Source organism: Pseudoalteromonas sp. H105 (assembly GCF_001469215.1).
Classification (GTDB): domain Bacteria; phylum Pseudomonadota; class Gammaproteobacteria; order Enterobacterales; family Alteromonadaceae; genus Pseudoalteromonas.
Genome location: NZ_LOFH01000012.1, coordinates 102,248 through 119,645, shown reverse-complemented (window position 1 = coordinate 119,645; position 17,398 = coordinate 102,248). Strand labels below are relative to the sequence as shown.

14 protein-coding genes are annotated in these 17,398 nt (G+C 40.8%); 3 read left to right on the top strand and 11 right to left on the bottom strand.

Translation table 11 applies throughout. From position 1 onward, the window contains the following. Positions 1 to 154: 154 nt before the first annotated feature. From rraB to ATS75_RS17540, 10 genes are all read right to left on the bottom strand, one after another. Complete coding sequence (gene rraB, locus ATS75_RS17585; protein WP_058561727.1) at positions 155 to 490, bottom strand: ribonuclease E inhibitor RraB; 336 nt, start codon at positions 488 to 490, stop codon at positions 155 to 157. Further along, positions 490 to 1,203: a 1-acylglycerol-3-phosphate O-acyltransferase gene (locus tag ATS75_RS17580; RefSeq protein ID WP_058561726.1), complete on the bottom strand. Its 714-nt coding sequence runs from the start codon at positions 1,201 to 1,203 to the stop codon at positions 490 to 492. The genes rraB and ATS75_RS17580 overlap by 1 nt, the downstream gene beginning before the upstream one ends. A gap of 150 nt (positions 1,204 to 1,353) precedes the next feature. Further along, a complete protein-coding gene (gene parC, locus ATS75_RS17575) occupies positions 1,354 to 3,645 on the bottom strand; it encodes a DNA topoisomerase IV subunit A (RefSeq protein ID WP_058561725.1) in 2,292 nt (763 codons plus the stop codon). A 10-nt stretch (positions 3,646 to 3,655) separates the two neighbouring features. Continuing rightward, on the bottom strand, positions 3,656 to 4,750 hold the full coding sequence (locus ATS75_RS17570; protein WP_058561724.1) for a PQQ-dependent sugar dehydrogenase: 1,095 nt from the start codon (positions 4,748 to 4,750) through the stop codon (positions 3,656 to 3,658). Further along, complete coding sequence (locus ATS75_RS17565) at positions 4,743 to 6,668, bottom strand: GGDEF domain-containing protein (RefSeq protein ID WP_058561723.1); 1,926 nt, start codon at positions 6,666 to 6,668, stop codon at positions 4,743 to 4,745. Before ATS75_RS17565 ends, ATS75_RS17570 begins: the two co-directional genes overlap by 8 nt. 15 nt (positions 6,669 to 6,683) lie before the next feature. Beyond that, positions 6,684 to 8,573 carry a DNA topoisomerase IV subunit B gene (gene parE, locus ATS75_RS17560; RefSeq protein ID WP_058561722.1) on the bottom strand — a complete coding sequence of 630 codons (1,890 nt, stop codon included), beginning with the start codon at positions 8,571 to 8,573 and terminating at the stop codon, positions 6,684 to 6,686. Between the two features lie 32 nt (positions 8,574 to 8,605). After that, positions 8,606 to 9,166 (bottom strand): YqiA/YcfP family alpha/beta fold hydrolase, encoded by a 561-nt coding sequence (locus tag ATS75_RS17555; protein ID WP_058561721.1) that lies wholly within the window; start codon positions 9,164 to 9,166, stop codon positions 8,606 to 8,608. Beyond that, positions 9,151 to 9,942, bottom strand: coding sequence for a metallophosphoesterase (locus tag ATS75_RS17550; protein WP_058561720.1), 792 nt, complete (start codon positions 9,940 to 9,942; stop codon positions 9,151 to 9,153). The genes ATS75_RS17555 and ATS75_RS17550 overlap by 16 nt, the downstream gene beginning before the upstream one ends. Then, positions 9,929 to 10,387 (bottom strand): DUF1249 domain-containing protein, encoded by a 459-nt coding sequence (locus tag ATS75_RS17545; RefSeq protein ID WP_058561719.1) that lies wholly within the window; start codon positions 10,385 to 10,387, stop codon positions 9,929 to 9,931. Before ATS75_RS17545 ends, ATS75_RS17550 begins: the two co-directional genes overlap by 14 nt. Positions 10,388 to 10,420: 33 nt before the next feature. Then, complete coding sequence (locus tag ATS75_RS17540) at positions 10,421 to 11,047, bottom strand: NUDIX domain-containing protein (protein WP_058561718.1); 627 nt, start codon at positions 11,045 to 11,047, stop codon at positions 10,421 to 10,423. Between the two features lie 156 nt (positions 11,048 to 11,203). Here ATS75_RS17540 and tolC point away from each other — a divergent pair, with 156 nt between their 5' ends. From tolC to ATS75_RS17525, 3 genes are all read left to right on the top strand, one after another. Then, on the top strand, positions 11,204 to 12,544 hold the full coding sequence (gene tolC / locus ATS75_RS17535; protein WP_058561717.1) for an outer membrane channel protein TolC: 1,341 nt from the start codon (positions 11,204 to 11,206) through the stop codon (positions 12,542 to 12,544). Between the two features lie 101 nt (positions 12,545 to 12,645). Beyond that, the gene (gene lpxL, locus ATS75_RS17530) at positions 12,646 to 13,572 is read left to right on the top strand and encodes an LpxL/LpxP family Kdo(2)-lipid IV(A) lauroyl/palmitoleoyl acyltransferase (protein WP_058561741.1); all 927 of its coding nucleotides are present in this window, start codon (positions 12,646 to 12,648) and stop codon (positions 13,570 to 13,572) included. Positions 13,573 to 13,631: 59 nt separating this feature from the next. Then, the gene (locus ATS75_RS17525) at positions 13,632 to 14,204 is read left to right on the top strand and encodes a TcpQ domain-containing protein (protein WP_058561716.1); all 573 of its coding nucleotides are present in this window, start codon (positions 13,632 to 13,634) and stop codon (positions 14,202 to 14,204) included. 356 nt (positions 14,205 to 14,560) lie between these two features. Here the strand turns inward: ATS75_RS17525 and glnE are convergent, their stop codons facing one another. Then, a complete protein-coding gene (gene glnE, locus ATS75_RS17520) occupies positions 14,561 to 17,359 on the bottom strand; it encodes a bifunctional [glutamate--ammonia ligase]-adenylyl-L-tyrosine phosphorylase/[glutamate--ammonia-ligase] adenylyltransferase (RefSeq protein WP_058561715.1) in 2,799 nt (932 codons plus the stop codon). Positions 17,360 to 17,398 lie beyond the last annotated feature (39 nt).

Here is a 17,398-nt window from a genome sequence, read left to right as displayed (position 1 = left end):
AATAACAATAAATGTCTATAGGTAAAACACCGAATACGAATTATGGATTAGTTTTTGTATTGCATGGCGAGCATAAAGTTAATTAAGGTGGATTAAATAGGTAGGTCATAAATCGTACCTAGGCTCTTATTACCAGAACCTAGGTGGCATCAATTTATTCTTGGAAGTAAGTGCCCCAACCGTCGTACTCAACACCTGTATCAATAGCGAGCTGTGCAAGCTTATCAACATCTTCCATGATTACATCAACATCAAGTTCAGCTTCAACAACGATATCAAAACCCCAGATTTTTGCACCGTCTTCAAGCTCTAGCTCAGCAGGCTCCTCAACATCATAACCTAGTTTAAATGCCGCAAGCGCTGCTTGTTCAAGTTTTACAAAGTCTTCACATACAAAGTGGTGCTCTACTTCGTAAAGGATTTCAGGATCAGAGCCATCTTCTAATAAAGAAGATACGATGTCTTCACTAATTTCACGCCAATTTTCCATTACTTTTCTCTCACTTGAGCATCTAATTCAGTTATTCTAGCAGCCATTATAGTGTGAATACGGCTTGCGTGTTCACGCGCACCGATTTCTTTATCAAGGTGCTGTGGCGCTAACATGTCAATGTAGATTGTACCATTATCCCAACGGTTTAGCTTAATGGTTTTATCTGTTGTGCTCATACAAACCGGCACAACAGGTACGTCCGCATTGATAGCGGTATGAAATGCCCCCGTTTTAAATGGAAGTAAACCACGGCCATAGCTGCGAGTACCCTCTGGAAACATCCAAATAGACAACCCTTTTTGTGTAATTTTTTCAGCCGTTTTAGATATAGTCCCAGCCGCTTTAGAGCGATTGCTTCTATCAATTAATATATTGCCCGAAAGCCAATAAAGCTGGCCAAAAAATGGGATCCACTTAAGGCTTTTTTTACCCAAACTAACACACCCTTCTGGCACTGTGGCGGGGATTGTAAATAAGTCATAGTTGTTTTGATGGTTTGCAACATAGACCGCAGGGCCTACATGTTCAGCATCAGGGTGACGCGTAATAACAAGTTTTACACCCAGCATCTTAGCCATTGAGCCAAACCAACCTGAAATAACATGCACATTGTTCTTATGAAAAGGTTTAATTAAACACAGTAATAAGCCACAAAAACAACTTACTAATATAAACAAAGCCATAATTAAAATACGAATAAAAGCTAGCACAAATTCACTCCAAAAATAAAAGCGTCGGCATTATAACGTTATTTTAGCTGCTAAACGAGCTTTAAGCGCACACTTGTACGCTTAAATTTTTATCGTTAAAAAAAACGGCCCGCATTGTGCGAGCCGTTTAATTAATAGGTATAAAAAATACTATTCTGTTTGTGCCGGTTCACTGCTTTCATCAGTCAAAATAACCTCCACTTCAGCCTCATCAACTCGCTGCAAACCGCGAGGTAACTTATTACCTCTACGTCCGCGCTCTCCATGATAATGCTCAAGGTCACTCGGCTTTAGCGTTAACTTACGCTTACCAGCATGTAATGTGACACTTGACCCCTGAGGTACAACAGCAAGTACTTTCACAAACTCTTCTCGGGCTTGTACTTTAGCACTAGGTATAGAGATAATTTTATTGCCTTTACCTTTACCTAGTTTTGGCAAGTCACGTAGTGGGAACAGTAACATTCTGCCTTCGTTTGAGATCGCCATACAATAATCTGTAGCAACATCATTCACTCGAATAGGCGCTAATAACTGCCCACCTTTTGGCACACTGACGAGGGCTTTACCATTTTTATTTTTACTCACTAAATCAACAAAGTCAGTGATAAAACCATAGCCCGCATCAGAAGCCATAAGGAGTACTTGTTTTTCCTCCCCCATCACAACGTGCTCAAAATTAGCGCCCGCAGTGAGATTGAAACGCCCTGTCATTGGCTCGCCCTGACTACGTGCAGATGGAAGGCCGTGAGCGTCTGTGGCGAAGGCACGTCCTGCAGAGTCTAAAAATACAGCGGGTTGATTACTCTTGCCCCGTGCTGATGCTTTATATTCGTCTCCTGCTCTATAGTTAAGGCCTTCAACATCTAAATCATGTCCCTTACCTACGCGTGCCCAGCCTTTTTCAGACAGCACCACAGTCACTGATTCTGATGGGATCAGGTCTTTCTCACTGAGCGCTTTAGCCTCAATGCGCTCAACCACCGGAGAGCGGCGATCATCGCCATAAAGTTCAGCAGCTTCTTGAATTTCTTTTTTCAACAAGGTCGACATGCGACGGTCTGAACCTAAAGTGAGCTCAAGCTTGTCTCGTTCTTTTGCTAGTTCATCTTGCTCGCCACGAATTTTAAATTCTTCAAGCTTAGCTAAATGGCGTAATTTTAACTCTAGAATTGCTTCAGCTTGAATTTCAGAAATATCGAAACGCTCCATCAAAACCGGTTTAGGTTTATCTTCAGAGCGAATAATTTCAATCACTTCATCAATATTTAAAAAGGCCGCTAACAACCCTTCTAAAATATGTAACCTGGCTAGCACTTTATCCAAACGATACTGCAGACGACGACGCACTGTTTCACGTCTAAATACCAGCCATTCAGCCAAGATACTGCGTAAATCTTTCACTTGCGGACGACCATCAAGGCCAAGCATGTTTAAGTTTACACGGTAATTTTTTTCAAGATCGGTGGTCGCAAATAAGTGCGCCATTAATGGCTCTGCTTTAATGCGGTTTGAACGAGGGATAATAACAATGCGCGTTGGATTTTCATGATCTGATTCATCACGTAAATCAGCAACCATCGGCAGCTTTTTCGCATTCATCTGTGCGGCAATTTGCTCAAGCACTTTGCTGCCTGAGCATTGGTGCGGTAATGCTGTAATGACAATATCACCTTGCTCTTGCATATATACCGCACGCATTTTAATAGAGCCACGACCAGTTTGATAAATCTTTTGAATATCTGCTTTTGGCGTAATTATTTCTGCATCTGTTGGGTAGTCAGGTGCATGAACAAGCTCTAGAATTTCATTAAGCTCTGTTTTCGGCTTATCAAGTAACAAGCAACATGCGCTGGCCACTTCACGTACATTATGTGGTGGAATGTCGGTTGCCATACCCACGGCAATACCTGTAATGCCGTTCAGTAATATATGCGGTAGACGCGCAGGCAATACTTGCGGTTCATCCATAGTACCGTCAAAGTTTGGAGTCCAATCAACAGTGCCTTGGCCTAACTCTTTAAGCAATACCTCTGAAAACTTAGATAAACGGGCTTCAGTATAACGCATTGCAGCAAATGATTTAGGATCATCTGCAGCCCCCCAGTTACCTTGACCATCAACGAGCGGGTATCGGTATGAGAATGGTTGCGCCATTAACACCATGGCTTCATAACAGGCACTATCACCGTGAGGGTGATACTTACCAAGTACGTCACCAACGGTACGCGCTGATTTTTTATATTTAGCCGCAGCTGATAGACCCAGCTCACTCATGGCATAAATAATACGGCGCTGTACTGGTTTTAAGCCATCACCAATATGTGGTAATGCCCTATCCATGATCACATACATGGAATAATTCAAATAGGCGTCTTCGGTAAAACGTCCCATCGTTTGTTGCTCAATTCCTTGCATCAGCAAGGTATCTGTATCACTCATCAAAGCCTACCTAATTTTTTTTATAGCTTACACGGTAGATTACATTGGCATAATCATCGGAGATCAATAAGCTGCCATCGGCAAGTTCTGCAAACGCAACCGGACGACCCAATGTTTCTTCGTTTTTCATAAAGCCCGTTATAAACGGCGTGTATTTTATCACACGTCCCTGCTCAATAGTGGCAACAGCCACTTTATATCCTGATTTTTTACTGCGATTCCACGACCCATGTTCAGCAACAAATAACTGCTGATGATAGTTTACTGGGAATTGTTTTGACTTATAAAAATGCACACCTAATGGAGCTACATGTGCCTCAAGCGCTAAAGCAGGCGCTTTATAATCTGTAATGTTTTTAGCTTTGCCGTATTCAGGATCTAAAATTGAACCACCGTGAATATACGGAAAACCAAAATGTTCCCCTTCTTCTGAAACACGATTTATTTCACAAGGTGGAATGTCATCCCCCATCATATCGCGTCCATTATCACTGAACCAAAATGCTTGCGTACCGGGGTGATAATCGAAACCTACGGAGTTTCGCACTCCTCTGGCAATAGTTTTAATCTCTTTCGTATCAACATTTAATGAAAATATACGCCCATATCTTTCGTTTTCAGCACAAATATTACATGGCACGCCAACGGGCACTATTAATTCACCCGTTGGTGAAAAACGAATAAATTTCCAACCATGGTGGCGATCTACAGGAAATTGATCATAAACGACGTCATAGTTAGGCTTTTTGAGGTGTTTATCTATGTCTTTGAAACGGATGATTCGCTCAACTTCAGCAACAAAGAGATCGCCATCTTTTATCGCTAATCCCGATGGCATATTTAAGTCTTTAGCAATCACTATTTTTTTATCCGCAACGCCATCGCTATTATGGTCAATAAGTGCGTATACGTTACCCGCTTTACGAGTTCCTACATACACAATGCCTTTTTTTGATACCGCAAGCTGGCGAGGATTGTCCACTTTTTTAGCGAACAAACTAATATTGAATCCATCTGCCGCACTCAGCTCTTTAAGTACATCAACAGCAATAGCAGGCATACTCAAGCACCCCAATAAAACGAACAATGCGAGCACTTTACTCATATATCTCTACCCTGTTTCGACCCTTAGTTTTAGCTGAATACAAGGCTTTATCTGCTTGTTTCAATAAGTCTTTGAAGGTATCTATTTGATTGCTCTTTTGGGTCACTCCTAAGCTGACAGTGACTTTAACTGTTTGCCCATTTTCGCAATCTATCGTCTCTTTTTCTATTGCACTTTTAATTCGATATGCAATCTCAGTTGCTTGCTCTAGATTAGTATTGTGCAGCACCACTAAAAACTCTTCTCCACCAATACGCCCTAAACAATCCTTATCACGAATAGCTTGTTGTGCTAATAGCACCACTCTTTTTAAAACAAGATCTCCCACGGGGTGACCATATTCATCATTGACCTTTTTAAAGTGGTCTAGGTCAAAACTAATCAGCGAAAAGCACGTGTCGGTTTTTGATAACTCCAGCCATTGCAACTCAGCGAAATCCATTATTTTTCGACGATTAGCCACACCTGTCAAATAATCTGTATTAGCAAGCAAACTAAATTTCCGCTTAAGCCTATATTGCCGCCAAGCAAAAAGGAGCAATACGACTAACAACAATAGTACGCTCACCATGATTGTTCGCTGTAATGCTTGCTGTTGCTCAAACTCGTTTAGTGCAAAATCTTTAAGCGCTTTATCTTTTTCTAAAAGCTGATTTTCAAGTTCGGTTTTTTTCAAGTCAAACTGTACTTTATAGCGCGAACGCGACAGTTCTCTCACTTGATTATAATATTGCTCATTTAAGCTGATATACGCTTGCTGGTAAGTAACAGCCAACGGAAAGTTTTCAGTTAAGATTGCATGTTGGCTTTGTAATTCACTTAATTGGAGTCTAAATAGAATGCTGTTATCAACAGTAATACTGTTTATTTTTAGCTCCACACTCTGAAGAGTCTGCGCCACTGCGTCTAAATTATTTTGCTCAACCTCAATCTTTGCCTGTATTAATTGATGCCTAATGATGCTTTTAATGTCTTCAATTTCACTGACACCTAACTTGCTTAAATTAAAAAAACGCTCAGCTTCAGTGAGGTTACCTTGCTCTAAATACCCTTGCGTTAGAAGAATGTAAGCATAGTAATCAAAATTAGGGGTTTTTAAGGTTTTGTTTATTGCTAATATTTTATTGGCGAGCATATTTGCATCGTCCGCCCGAGCGACATTGAGGTAGGTTTTAGCTAAGTAATAATACGACACCATGATGTCAAACTTAAGGTCATGGACTAAAAAGTACTTCAGTGCTTTTTCTTGAAGTTCAATCGCTTTTTCATAATCAAAAAGCGCCTCATAAGTACGTGCAATACTTGCATCAAGATAAGCTAGTTTTAGTGCATTATCACTTGCGCGGATCAAAGCATACGCTTTATAAAAGTAATCTATCGCATTCACTTCATCATGATTACTTAAATAAAAATCACCAAAACTGGCGTAAACGTCAGCGATTAAGACAATGTCATTGAGAGGTTCAACCAAATCTTTTGCATTATTTAGGTTTGCTAATGCAACATCAACGTCGCCTAAATACATATTTATGTCTGATTTTATCATCCAAAAATATATTTGAGTTGTTATATCTAACTTATTTAGGTGCTCACTAATCTGCTGCTCTAAAGCTTGAGCCTCGCTTAATTGACCATTGAAAAGGTAGTTTCTTGCAAGTTCTATTTGTAGTTTTGAGCGTTGTAAATCGGTTAATGCTCCCTGTTGATCACGAAGTAATACCAACAAATATTCAATGGCTAAGCTTGGGTGCTTGATACTGTTTTGCTCGGCAGTTGTGATCTTTGCCTCTAACCATTTATCGCCTTGTATTGCGCCAAAACTAGTCGCAGATACAAGTAAACAGCAAACAACAAAGCAGCTTATCGTAAAGCGATATAACCCAGCAGTTAATAAGCCACTATCTTGTTGTCGGTGCATAAAATACCTTCGCGTTTATACTTGAGCACGATTTCCATGATCTTCTAACCACTGGCGCCTGTCTGATGAGCGTTTTTTAGCCAGCAGCATGTCCATCATTTCTAATGTGTGCTCTTCTTCCTCTAGTGTCAATTGCACTAGGCGGCGCGTATTTGGATCCATTGTTGTTTCACGTAGCTGCAATGGGTTCATCTCACCCAATCCTTTGAATCGCTGCACATTAACTTTACCGCGTTTCTTCTCAGCTTCAATACGCGCTAAAATGCCTTTCTTTTCGTCTTCATCGAGTGCGTAATACACATCTTTGCCGATGTCGATTCTAAATAGTGGTGGCATAGCGACATACACATGCCCTTCTTTTACCAACGTCGGGAAGTGGCGCACAAATAATGCACATAAAAGTGTGGCAATATGCAATCCATCCGAGTCAGCATCAGCCAATATACATATCTTATTATAGCGCAAGCCTGAAATGTCATGTGAATCGGGATCAATACCCAGTGCAACCGAAATATCATGCACCTCTTGAGACGCTAATATTTGTCCTGATTCAACTTCCCATGTATTTAAAATTTTACCACGTAAGGGCATAATCGCTTGAAACTCTCGATCTCGCGCCTGTTTTGCAGACCCTCCCGCTGAATCACCCTCCACTAAAAATAGTTCTGTACGGTCATTATCAGCGGCGCTACAGTCAGTCAATTTACCAGGCAATGCAGGCCCAGCCGTTACACGTTTACGCACCACTTTTTTCGCTGCGCGTAAGCGACGCTGCGCATTAGATATACACAATTCAGATAACAGTTCAGCAATGTCAGTATGTTCATTTAGCCAAAGACTAAATGCATCTTTGACTATGCCCGATACAAAAGCAGAACAAGAACGGGACGATAGCTTTTCTTTCGTTTGACCCGCAAATTGTGGGTCTTGCATCTTAACGGATAAAACATAGCTACAACGCTCCCAGATATCATCTGGGGTCAATTTAACGCCACGAGGAAGCAAATTTCTAAACTCACAGAACTCTCGCATTGCTTCGAGTAAACCTTGGCGAAGGCCATTTACGTGAGTTCCCCCTTGCGCTGTAGGGATGAGGTTTACGTAACTCTCAGCAATTGACTCGCCACCCTCAGGTAACCAGACAACCGCCCAATCAGCACCTTCTGTGGAGCTTGAAAACTCACCGGTGAATGGGTCTTTAGGGATTACTTCATAGCCTTTAACAGCTTCATTTAAATAATCGCGTAAACCCGTTTCATAAAACCATTCTTGGGTTTCTTTCGTTTGCTTATTGATAAACTTAATTCGCAAACCAGGACATAAAACGGCTTTCGCTTTAAGTAAATGATGCAGCTTAGTCAGAGAAAAGTTTGCTGAGTCAAAATAGCTCGCATCTGGCCAAAATCTAACAGTCGTACCTGTGTTACGCTTACCGACGGTGCCAATTACATTTAGGTCTTCAACTTTATCGCCATTTTCAAACGCCATCATAAACTGTTGGGCATCACGGCGAACGACTACTTCAACCCGTGTTGATAATGCATTTACAACCGAGATACCCACCCCATGTAGACCACCTGAGAATTGATAGTTTTTGTTTGAAAACTTACCACCAGCATGAAGTTTGGTAAAAATAAGCTCAACACCCGGGATGCCTTCTTCTGGGTGAATATCAATAGGCATACCGCGGCCATCATCGGTAACTTCTAACGAGTTATCTTCATGTAGAATGACATCTATTTTACTCGCGTGACCCGCCATAGCTTCATCAACACTGTTGTCTATGACTTCTTGACCTAAATGGTTCGGGCGTGTGGTATCGGTGTACATACCTGGACGGCGTTTAACTGGTTCTAAGCCATTTAATACTTCAATGGCTTCGGCGTTATAATTTTGCTGACTCATAGTTTCTATCTTTTTATGTGCTTAGCACTGTTTTACGTGATTTTAAGAAAGTCTACAATGCTTTCGAAGGTGCTCTCAAAGTGTTTAAAACTATGATCGCCGCCAAACTCAATATGTTGTTTGCATTGCGAATAATATTTTACTGCCGGCTCAAACCCGAGTACTTCATCGCCCGTTTGTTGCAATAAATACAGTAACGAAGGCTGTTTCAACGGCGCGATAAAGAGTGCTTTTAACGCATTAATATGGCTTTTATTTAGTTCGTAATGGGTATCCTGATACGGGTTATAATTCGACCCTAGAAATGAACTCAACAATAAAAACGGCTTAACCGCAGGGTTTATTAGCACTGCAGGAAGCTGATACCTTTGCGATAAATACGTGGCATAAAAACCACCTAATGAACTGCCTATTAATACCGAATTTGGCGTTAGTAGTTGCTCCAGTTGAATAATTGCATGCAACGGTTCATGACTCAAGCGCGGCACACAATATTCTACATTATAGTTTGCCATATACTCACCAAAGCGCACAGCTTTATATGACTTTTCGCTACTATTAAAACCATGAATATAGATTACTCTTTTAACCATATTACATCTATTTCACAACACACGCGGCCTGTTTCAAGACTTTTAGACACTGTAATCAATCGGTACGCAGGCCCCAGATTTTGCTGTGACCACTGCGGAGTATTTTTGGTAAATTGCACTGAACTTGCCGGTGTGGCAACTACATTTATGTCTCGAAAATGAAAGTTATAATCATGATGAACATGCCCATGAAAAAGCCAATTAACTTGATTGCTGTTGTTTAATACATTCAATAATTGCGGGCCATTTTCCAGCATATGTTTATCTAAATACCCATTAATTGGTAATGGGTTATGATGACAAAATACAATACTTTGGCGCTGCGATAATGCTAAGTATGCAGAAATATCATCTAGGTGTGATTGCGTTACCCATCCTGCAGGCGTTGCTCCTTTTGAGTTAAGTAACAAAATATCAAAATCAACTGCACTGAGGCGTTTAGCACTGGAAATCTGCCCGTTACTTAACTGCGCCAGCAGCGCAAGATCATCATGATTTCCTGGCAACCAAAATACAGGGCAGTTTAACGCTGATTGTTCAACTAATTGCGCAAACAATAGATAGGACTCTTGCGTATGGTCTTGTGTTAAATCACCACCAAAAATGACACAATCTAAGCCTTGCGTTGCCATGTGCGACAAACACGCGGCGAAATGAGCCGCCGTATTAACACCAAAATACTCACCATCATGCTGAGCAAATAAGTGACTGTCGGTAACATGTGCAAGCTTTAGCCTCTTTTTTTCAAACGTGACGTACTCATCAAACCAAGCCATTGTTTACATCCCAGTTGAGTACTGAACGGCCACTTTCGACACACGCCACTAACCAATCATATAAAAATGCATTAAGCTGGTACTTTTCATCTTTTTGATGCATTAATGGATTGGGATAACCATATGAAGGTTTTATTCTTTGATGATAATCATGGTGGATAATTTCAGCCACTTTGGCGTCGTGATAAAGTCTAACCGTTAAAAAAAGTGGGGTCATTCCTTTGATAACACCCGATAGCTGGGTAATTGAGATATCCATGGTGTATTTAGCGCACCCATCTATCTTTATTTCAAACTGGTGCTCACCTAATTGAACCAAGCGTTTTTCTGCCACTTCTTTTTTAGCAGGCAATAACTTTAATGCGCGCAAGTAGTTGTGCTCACATAACGTAAGGTACTTAGGTAAACTTTGAATGTATCGTTGTTTCACTGCTGTTGCTGTCAAATTTGCGCCCTAAAGTTAGAGGTTAAAGGTAGCTTATTTACATTGATTTTGTATGCGATCGCGATTTAACGCCAGCCACTGCAATGAAATTACAGTGGCTGCATTATCTATTTCACCATTATTTAAGCGCGCCATGGCGTCATTAAAACTTATTATGTGTGTTTTTATATCTTCACCTTCAGTTTCAAGACCAAAAACGCCACTTTGTAATTCACTTAAATCAGCAAATGCTAAATACAGATATAACCGTTCTGTTGTGCCGCCAGGGCTAGATAAATAAGATAACATATACTCTAGATGCTGTAATTCAAGCCCTGCCTCTTCAAGTGCTTCGCGTTTGACCACGGCTTCATAATCGGTGCTTTGGTCCGTCATTCCCGCAATGCATTCAAGCAACCACGGTGAATCTTTACTGCGCATCGCCCCAATACGAATTTGCTCTATTAACAATAACTGATCTGTTTTAGGGTCATACGGTAAAACCGCCACTGCATCTCCGCGCTCTAAAATTTCGCGTTTGATGATTTCAGACTGACCCCCAGCAAACAACGCATGTTTGAATTGATATAAGTTAATTTTAAAAAAGCCATCATATAAGTTTTCAATTGGCTCCAATTTTACATCATCATTGCTAAACTGACTGATTACTGTTTCTGCCATTACCGCTCCATTAATTGTTAATTAACTCAAAAAGTTTGTGAGCTATTATATTCTGTTACACTTGTTTGCGCTGTTTTACACAATTTTTTTGTTGTTATTTTACAAAACAGGTTAACATGCTTTTAGTACGCAAATTGTCTAAGGACTGAACGACCAATGAAAAAGAACATTTTATCTGCGCTGATCGGTTTATCATGTGCATTGACTGCTACAGCATCAAATGCTGAAGATCTATTACAAGTATACGAAATCGCCACTGCAAATGATCCCACTGTTTTAAAAGCAAAGGCCCAAGCCGATGCGCAATCTTATAACAGTGACCGTGCTTTAAGTGCCTTACTTCCTCAAATCGGTTTCTCGATGGGTTATGAGAAAAAAGATGGCACCTCATATGATGGCACCGATGCACTTGGTTATGCAAAAATAGACAGTGAATCTGACACCTTTAGCCGTGGTTTAAGCTTAAACCAAACCCTTTTTGATTTAGGTGCATGGAATTCGCTTGGTATCGCAGATAAACAAGCCTTACAAGCAACAGCACAATATGACTTTGCCCAACAAGACTTGATTGTTCGTGTAGCTGATGGTTATTTTAACGTATTAAGCGCAATTGATAATCTTGAATTTGTCCAATCTGAAAAACGCGCTATCGAACGTCAGTTAGAACAAACAAAACAACGTTATGCGGTTGGCTTAACAGCAATCACAGACGTTCATGAAGCACAAGCACAGTATGACAACTCGGTTGCACAAGAAATTGTTGCTAAAAATGGCGTTGAAACAGCACGTGAGTTACTTCGTGAAATAACCGGTAAGTACCACACAAAGCTTGATATATTAAACACTGAGACGTTTTCTACCGTAAAGCCGAGCAAACAATCAACTGACTTTGTAAAAATTGCAGAGCAAAATAATTTAAATCTTCAAGTTGCAAAAGTCACCGTTGATATTGCTAAAGATCAAATCGATTTAGCTCAAGCTGGTCATTATCCAAAATTAACTTTAAGCGCAAGTTATGGCGATTCATTAGCCGATACTGCTCGTAACAACATGAAGCCACGTGGTGATAGCACAACTGTAGGACTTAATTTTAGTGTGCCAATCTACTCTGGTGGAGCAACCACCGCAGCGACAGATCAAGCACGTGCATTTTATGTTTCAGCAAGCGAAGATCTGGAGTCATCACTTCGTGGCGTTACGCGCTCAGTTATTACATCTTACAACCAAGTTGTATCAGATATTGCGACCTTTAAAGCGCTTGAGCAAGCAGTTGTCTCTGCTGAAAGTGCCCTAAAAGCGACCGAAGCTGGCTTTGAAGTTGGTACGCGTACCATAGTTGACGTGCTTATCAGTACACAAAACCTTTACAACGCAAAAAGTAACTTAGCCAATGTTCGTTATCGTTATGTTGTTTCAACATTACGCCTAAAACAAGCTGCTGGTACATTAACAAGCGAAGACTTGGTTGCAATTAATCAGGGCTTGAAAGAGATTTAATCTCAACGATTGCCTCTTTTAAAGCCAGCAATATGCTGGCTTTTTTGTATTTTTAATCGCTTACAGTTAAACTGCCACTTTTAACATTCGAGATGCTTTCTGTGGTTAACTCTTCTCCTTTTAAATTCTCTTTTTTAGGCCCTCGTTATTGGCTAACGTGGATGGGTGTCTTTTTTCTTTACATAATCTCGTGGCTTCCGCAAAAGTTACAATTATCCATGGGCAAACATTTAGGTAGATTAGTACATCGTTTTATGAAAAAGCGACGACACATTGCTGAAGTAAACATCAAACTATGTTTTCCAGAGTTATCTGCGCAAGCGCAACAACAGCTCGTACTAAAAAATATGGAAAATACAGGCATCGCAATGATGGAAACCGGGATGGCATGGTGGTGGCCGCAATGGCGAATAAACAAAGCATGTGGCTCGATTAAAGGCATTGAACATTTAGAAAACATTCAACGCTCAGGCAAAGGGGCGTTACTGTTAGTTCCTCACATGCTGCATTTAGAAATGACAGGCCGTGTGTTGGGTATAAAATGCCAAGGTGTCGGCTTTTATCGCCCTCACAATAACCCATTGATGGAATACTTTACTACAAATGGCCGATTACGCTCCAATGAATACCTCATTGGCAAACGTGATGTAAAAGGGCTGTTACAGGCACTCAAAAATAAAAAAGTTTGTTATTATTTACCCGATCAAGATTATGGTCGTAAGCGCTGTGAATTCGTGCCATTTTTTGCTGTACCCGATGCAGCTAGCACAACGGGAACCTTGCTTTTTTCCGGAAGTAAACATTGCGAGGTCGTCAGCCTAACGAGCCGTCGTGATGAAGAAGGTAAATATCATCTAGAGGTTTTACCTGTGCTTGATAATTTTCCTACCGATAACGATAGCGCTGATGTAACCCGCGTGAATCAAAGGATGGAACAAGCTGTTAGCATCGCACCTGAGCAGTATATGTGGTTACATAGGCGTTTTAAAACGCGACCTGATGAAAATGCACCTTCTTATTACAAGTAGCAGGTGACTTTCTCTATTTAATATGATTCTATAAACAAAAATAAACAAGAGTATTAATTATGTGGTTTTGGGTTAAGCATTTATCATTAGCTATCATTCTTATATTGGCTGCTCTTTATTTTTTATTTGGCCACGGCCCTGTCGTTAACGTGAAAGAAACGACCAATGCCGCTGCGCAAGGGCTATCTCGTTTTTACGCGTCTTTACGTAACCAAATAAATAAAAGTAATGAACGTGATAAGTACGTCTTAACATTACCTACACCGGATTTAAACATCGATGCTGCACTTATTGAGCGTTCTAAAGTAGTGGAGCCATCCACACCGAACTGGTCTGGGGAGTTAATGCCCAGACGATTTGAAAACGGCTCTACATTACGAAAGGTCCTCTCGGATTATGCCAAAGAAGAGAATATTGTCCTGTATTGGTACCTGAGCAAAGATTATGTGGTGAAAGATCACTTTCGTGTAGATAGTAACTTTAATTCAACCCTCTATCAGGTTGGCCGCGCCATCAATGACGACTTTGAAAGTGAGGTATACACGTTCTTCTGTTATAAGCAAAGAGCAGCTGTGATTACCGAGCTGCCCTCTGAATATGTACGTGAAAACTGCCGTCGTTTAAAAAGCTAGAGTCTGTTATCCTGTGCGGATGAAAATTCGTACAAAACAGGGGCGATTTAAGCGCGGTGTGAGATTTGTAACCGAATGGACTCGATAACTGCTCCTGCGTTATTCTAATGGCTCGCACCCATGTGAGAATAAGTCAGAACCGAGCAAAGCTTCTGCGTCCTGCTCACGCCCCTTACCACCATCCATGATGGCAACACAGAGTAAACCCGCTCCTACTCATAACCTAAAAGGCAGCGCCTGTTTCGCATTGATACTGCTTTATCGCCTAGTTATAGGGAACATCATACAACAAAGCCGCTGCCTAGCCTAAATACCAAACAGATTGCTGCAAATGCAACCTTGAAGGTCAACAGACCCTAATTGCCTAATGCGAAAATAGTGTGCCAAGCATTAATCACCAAATCCATATGATCTTTAACACGTTCACGTTCAACACAACGGCCTTTTTGATCTAGACTTAGAACATGATAGTGCGAGCGATAGTCAATATAAGCCGCTATCAATCCTTCTTTCGTTTGTTGACTAATACAGCCTAACTTGGCGGCGTCCGTTAAAATTCTAACATTATCTGAATAGGTTGTTAGCTGCTCAAATGTATGCGCGTTTTTAAGCACGATATATTGCGTAATAAACTCAATATCAGCCATTGCACCCGCATCTTGTTTCAAATCAAATAACGTATTGCTTCCTGTAGCCAAGTGATCACGCATTTTCTCTCGCATGCTAAGAACATCTTCACGCAGCACTTGTTGATCGCGTGCTTGGCATAATATTGCAAGACGAATTTGCGCAAACCGCTCTACTAGCTCCTGCTGCCCAAAAATCATTCGTGAACGGACCAACGCCTGATGCTCCCATGTCCACGCTTGAGTTTGTTGGTAATGATTAAAGCTTTCAAGGTTAATCGCCATTAAACCTGATGCTCCCTCAGGCCTTAATCTAGTGTCGAGTTCATATAGAATGCCAGAAGCTGTACGCGTGTTAAATAAGTGCATCAAACGCTGAGCCAGCTTTAAATAAAATTGTCTTGAGGAAATCCCTTTATCACCATCTGTTTGACTCGTACCATCATGGTTGTGAACAAATACAAGGTCTAAATCGGAATCATAGCCAACTTCAAAACCACCGGTTTTTCCATACGCAATTACCCCAAAACCTTTGTTTTCTTCATTTGTGTTAGGTGGCATGCCAAAGCGCAGTATCATTTGTTGCCAAGCAATATTGATAGCTTGTTCAACAATCGCCTCTGCAAGAGCTGTTAAGTGATCGCTCACTTTCATTACATCAATAACACCAGTCGCATCTGCCGCAGCGATACGAAGTTGATGAGTTTGCTTAAATTGACGTAGTGCCTCCATTTGCTGCTCTAAATCATCATTATCGATACGTAAAAAGTATTGACGTATTTCATCTTTATAAGCGCTCAGCGATGTAGGTTTATAGAGCACTGCCGGATCGATAAGTTCATCAAGTAAAATTGGATATCGAGAAATATGCTCGCCAATCCACTTACTGTGGCTACATAGAGACACCAGTTGTTTTAATGCACCTGGGTTTTCATAAAGTAATTCTAAGTAAGCTGTACGTGAAATAATTTTATTAAGCACTTGGCTAATCATACTAAACACGTCACTCGAAGCACTGCATTGCGCCAACTGTTTAAGCAGCAATGGCATGAGTTTATCTAGGATATCTCGCCCTCGTAAGCCTATTTTGGCTTTCGCCAACCGTACTTTAAAGTCAGTTAATGGCTGCTGCCACTCATCATTAGGCTCGCTAAGCAAACTCACATCACCATGCTCCCAGGCACTAACAAATGCACTTTCACACAGATCCTCAGGTTCACTTTCATACCCTATAACTAACTCAAACTCACCATGAATAGCGGCCATTTTACTATTTATATCTGCCAGCGTTTTCTCAAAATCACTAAAACCTGTTAAGTAATTCAAACGTTGCTGATTGTTTATATCATCTGGCAAAGTTTGGGTTTGCTGGTCATCAAAAATCTGAAGATATTGCTCTATTCTTCGTAGATAGAGGTAGTTTTGCTCTAACTGCTGCGCCTCTTTTTTAGCCACGACTTGGTTGTTACACAGTTGGGCTAACGCTTTCAGTAAAGATTGAGTTTGTAAATTCGCTTCTCGTCCACCGCGTATCATCTGTAATGCTTGAACCACAAACTCTACTTCGCGTATCCCCCCTGCACCCAACTTAATATTATTTGTAAGGCGTTTTCGACGCACTTCTTGCGCTATCATTTGCTTCATTTTTCGTAATGATTCAATAACTGAAAAATCAATATATCGACGATACACAAATGGTTTTAGTAATTGATAAAACTCTTTGGTGTATTTTTTTGGCCCACCAATTAAGCGCCCTTTGAGCATAGCGTAACGCTCCCACTCTCGGCCTTGCTCTTGGTAATAATCTTCAATGGCATTAAAACTCATGACTAATGGGCCACTTTCGCCAAATGGCCGTAATCGCATATCAACTCGGAATACTTGGCCATCAGCCGTTTTTTGGTTTAGCGCTGCGATCAGTTTTTGAGCCACTTTGGTATAAAAAACTTGTGCTTCTAAAGAACGTCGGCCACCTTGCGTTTTACCGCTATGAGGGTAAGCAAAAATCAAATCTATATCAGAGGAATAATTAAGCTCTTGACCACCTAGCTTTCCCATTCCTAAGATCAGCATGGGAATAGCGTTGCCCGCTTTATCTGTGGGTTGTCCATTTACTTTTGCAACCTGTGAAAAAATCCACTGATTTGCACCATTTATCAAACTATCAGCCAGTAATGAAATATATTTAATACTATCGGCAATTTCATTTGCACAACATAAGTCTAAAAAGGCCACTTTAAGCCAATAACGTTGACGGTACTGACGTAAAATTTTAAACCCTTCAGCTTCTTCAACCTGGGTAAAATCAAAATTTAAAAATGGGCATGGGCAATCACGAAGCGACATTTCGTGCTCAGATAACAGCATATCAATAAGCGCAGGCTGGGCCTCTAAACAGCGCCATGCAAAATCACTCAACCCTAACAAACGTACTATTTTATCATCGAACGCTCGTTGACCATAAAGTGCGATAAATCGATCTTCACCTAATTTTTGTAATTGTAGGGGGAGTTGTGCACATTCACTCATTAAAAACTCTCTTTTATATCAAGCATATCCATACTAGAA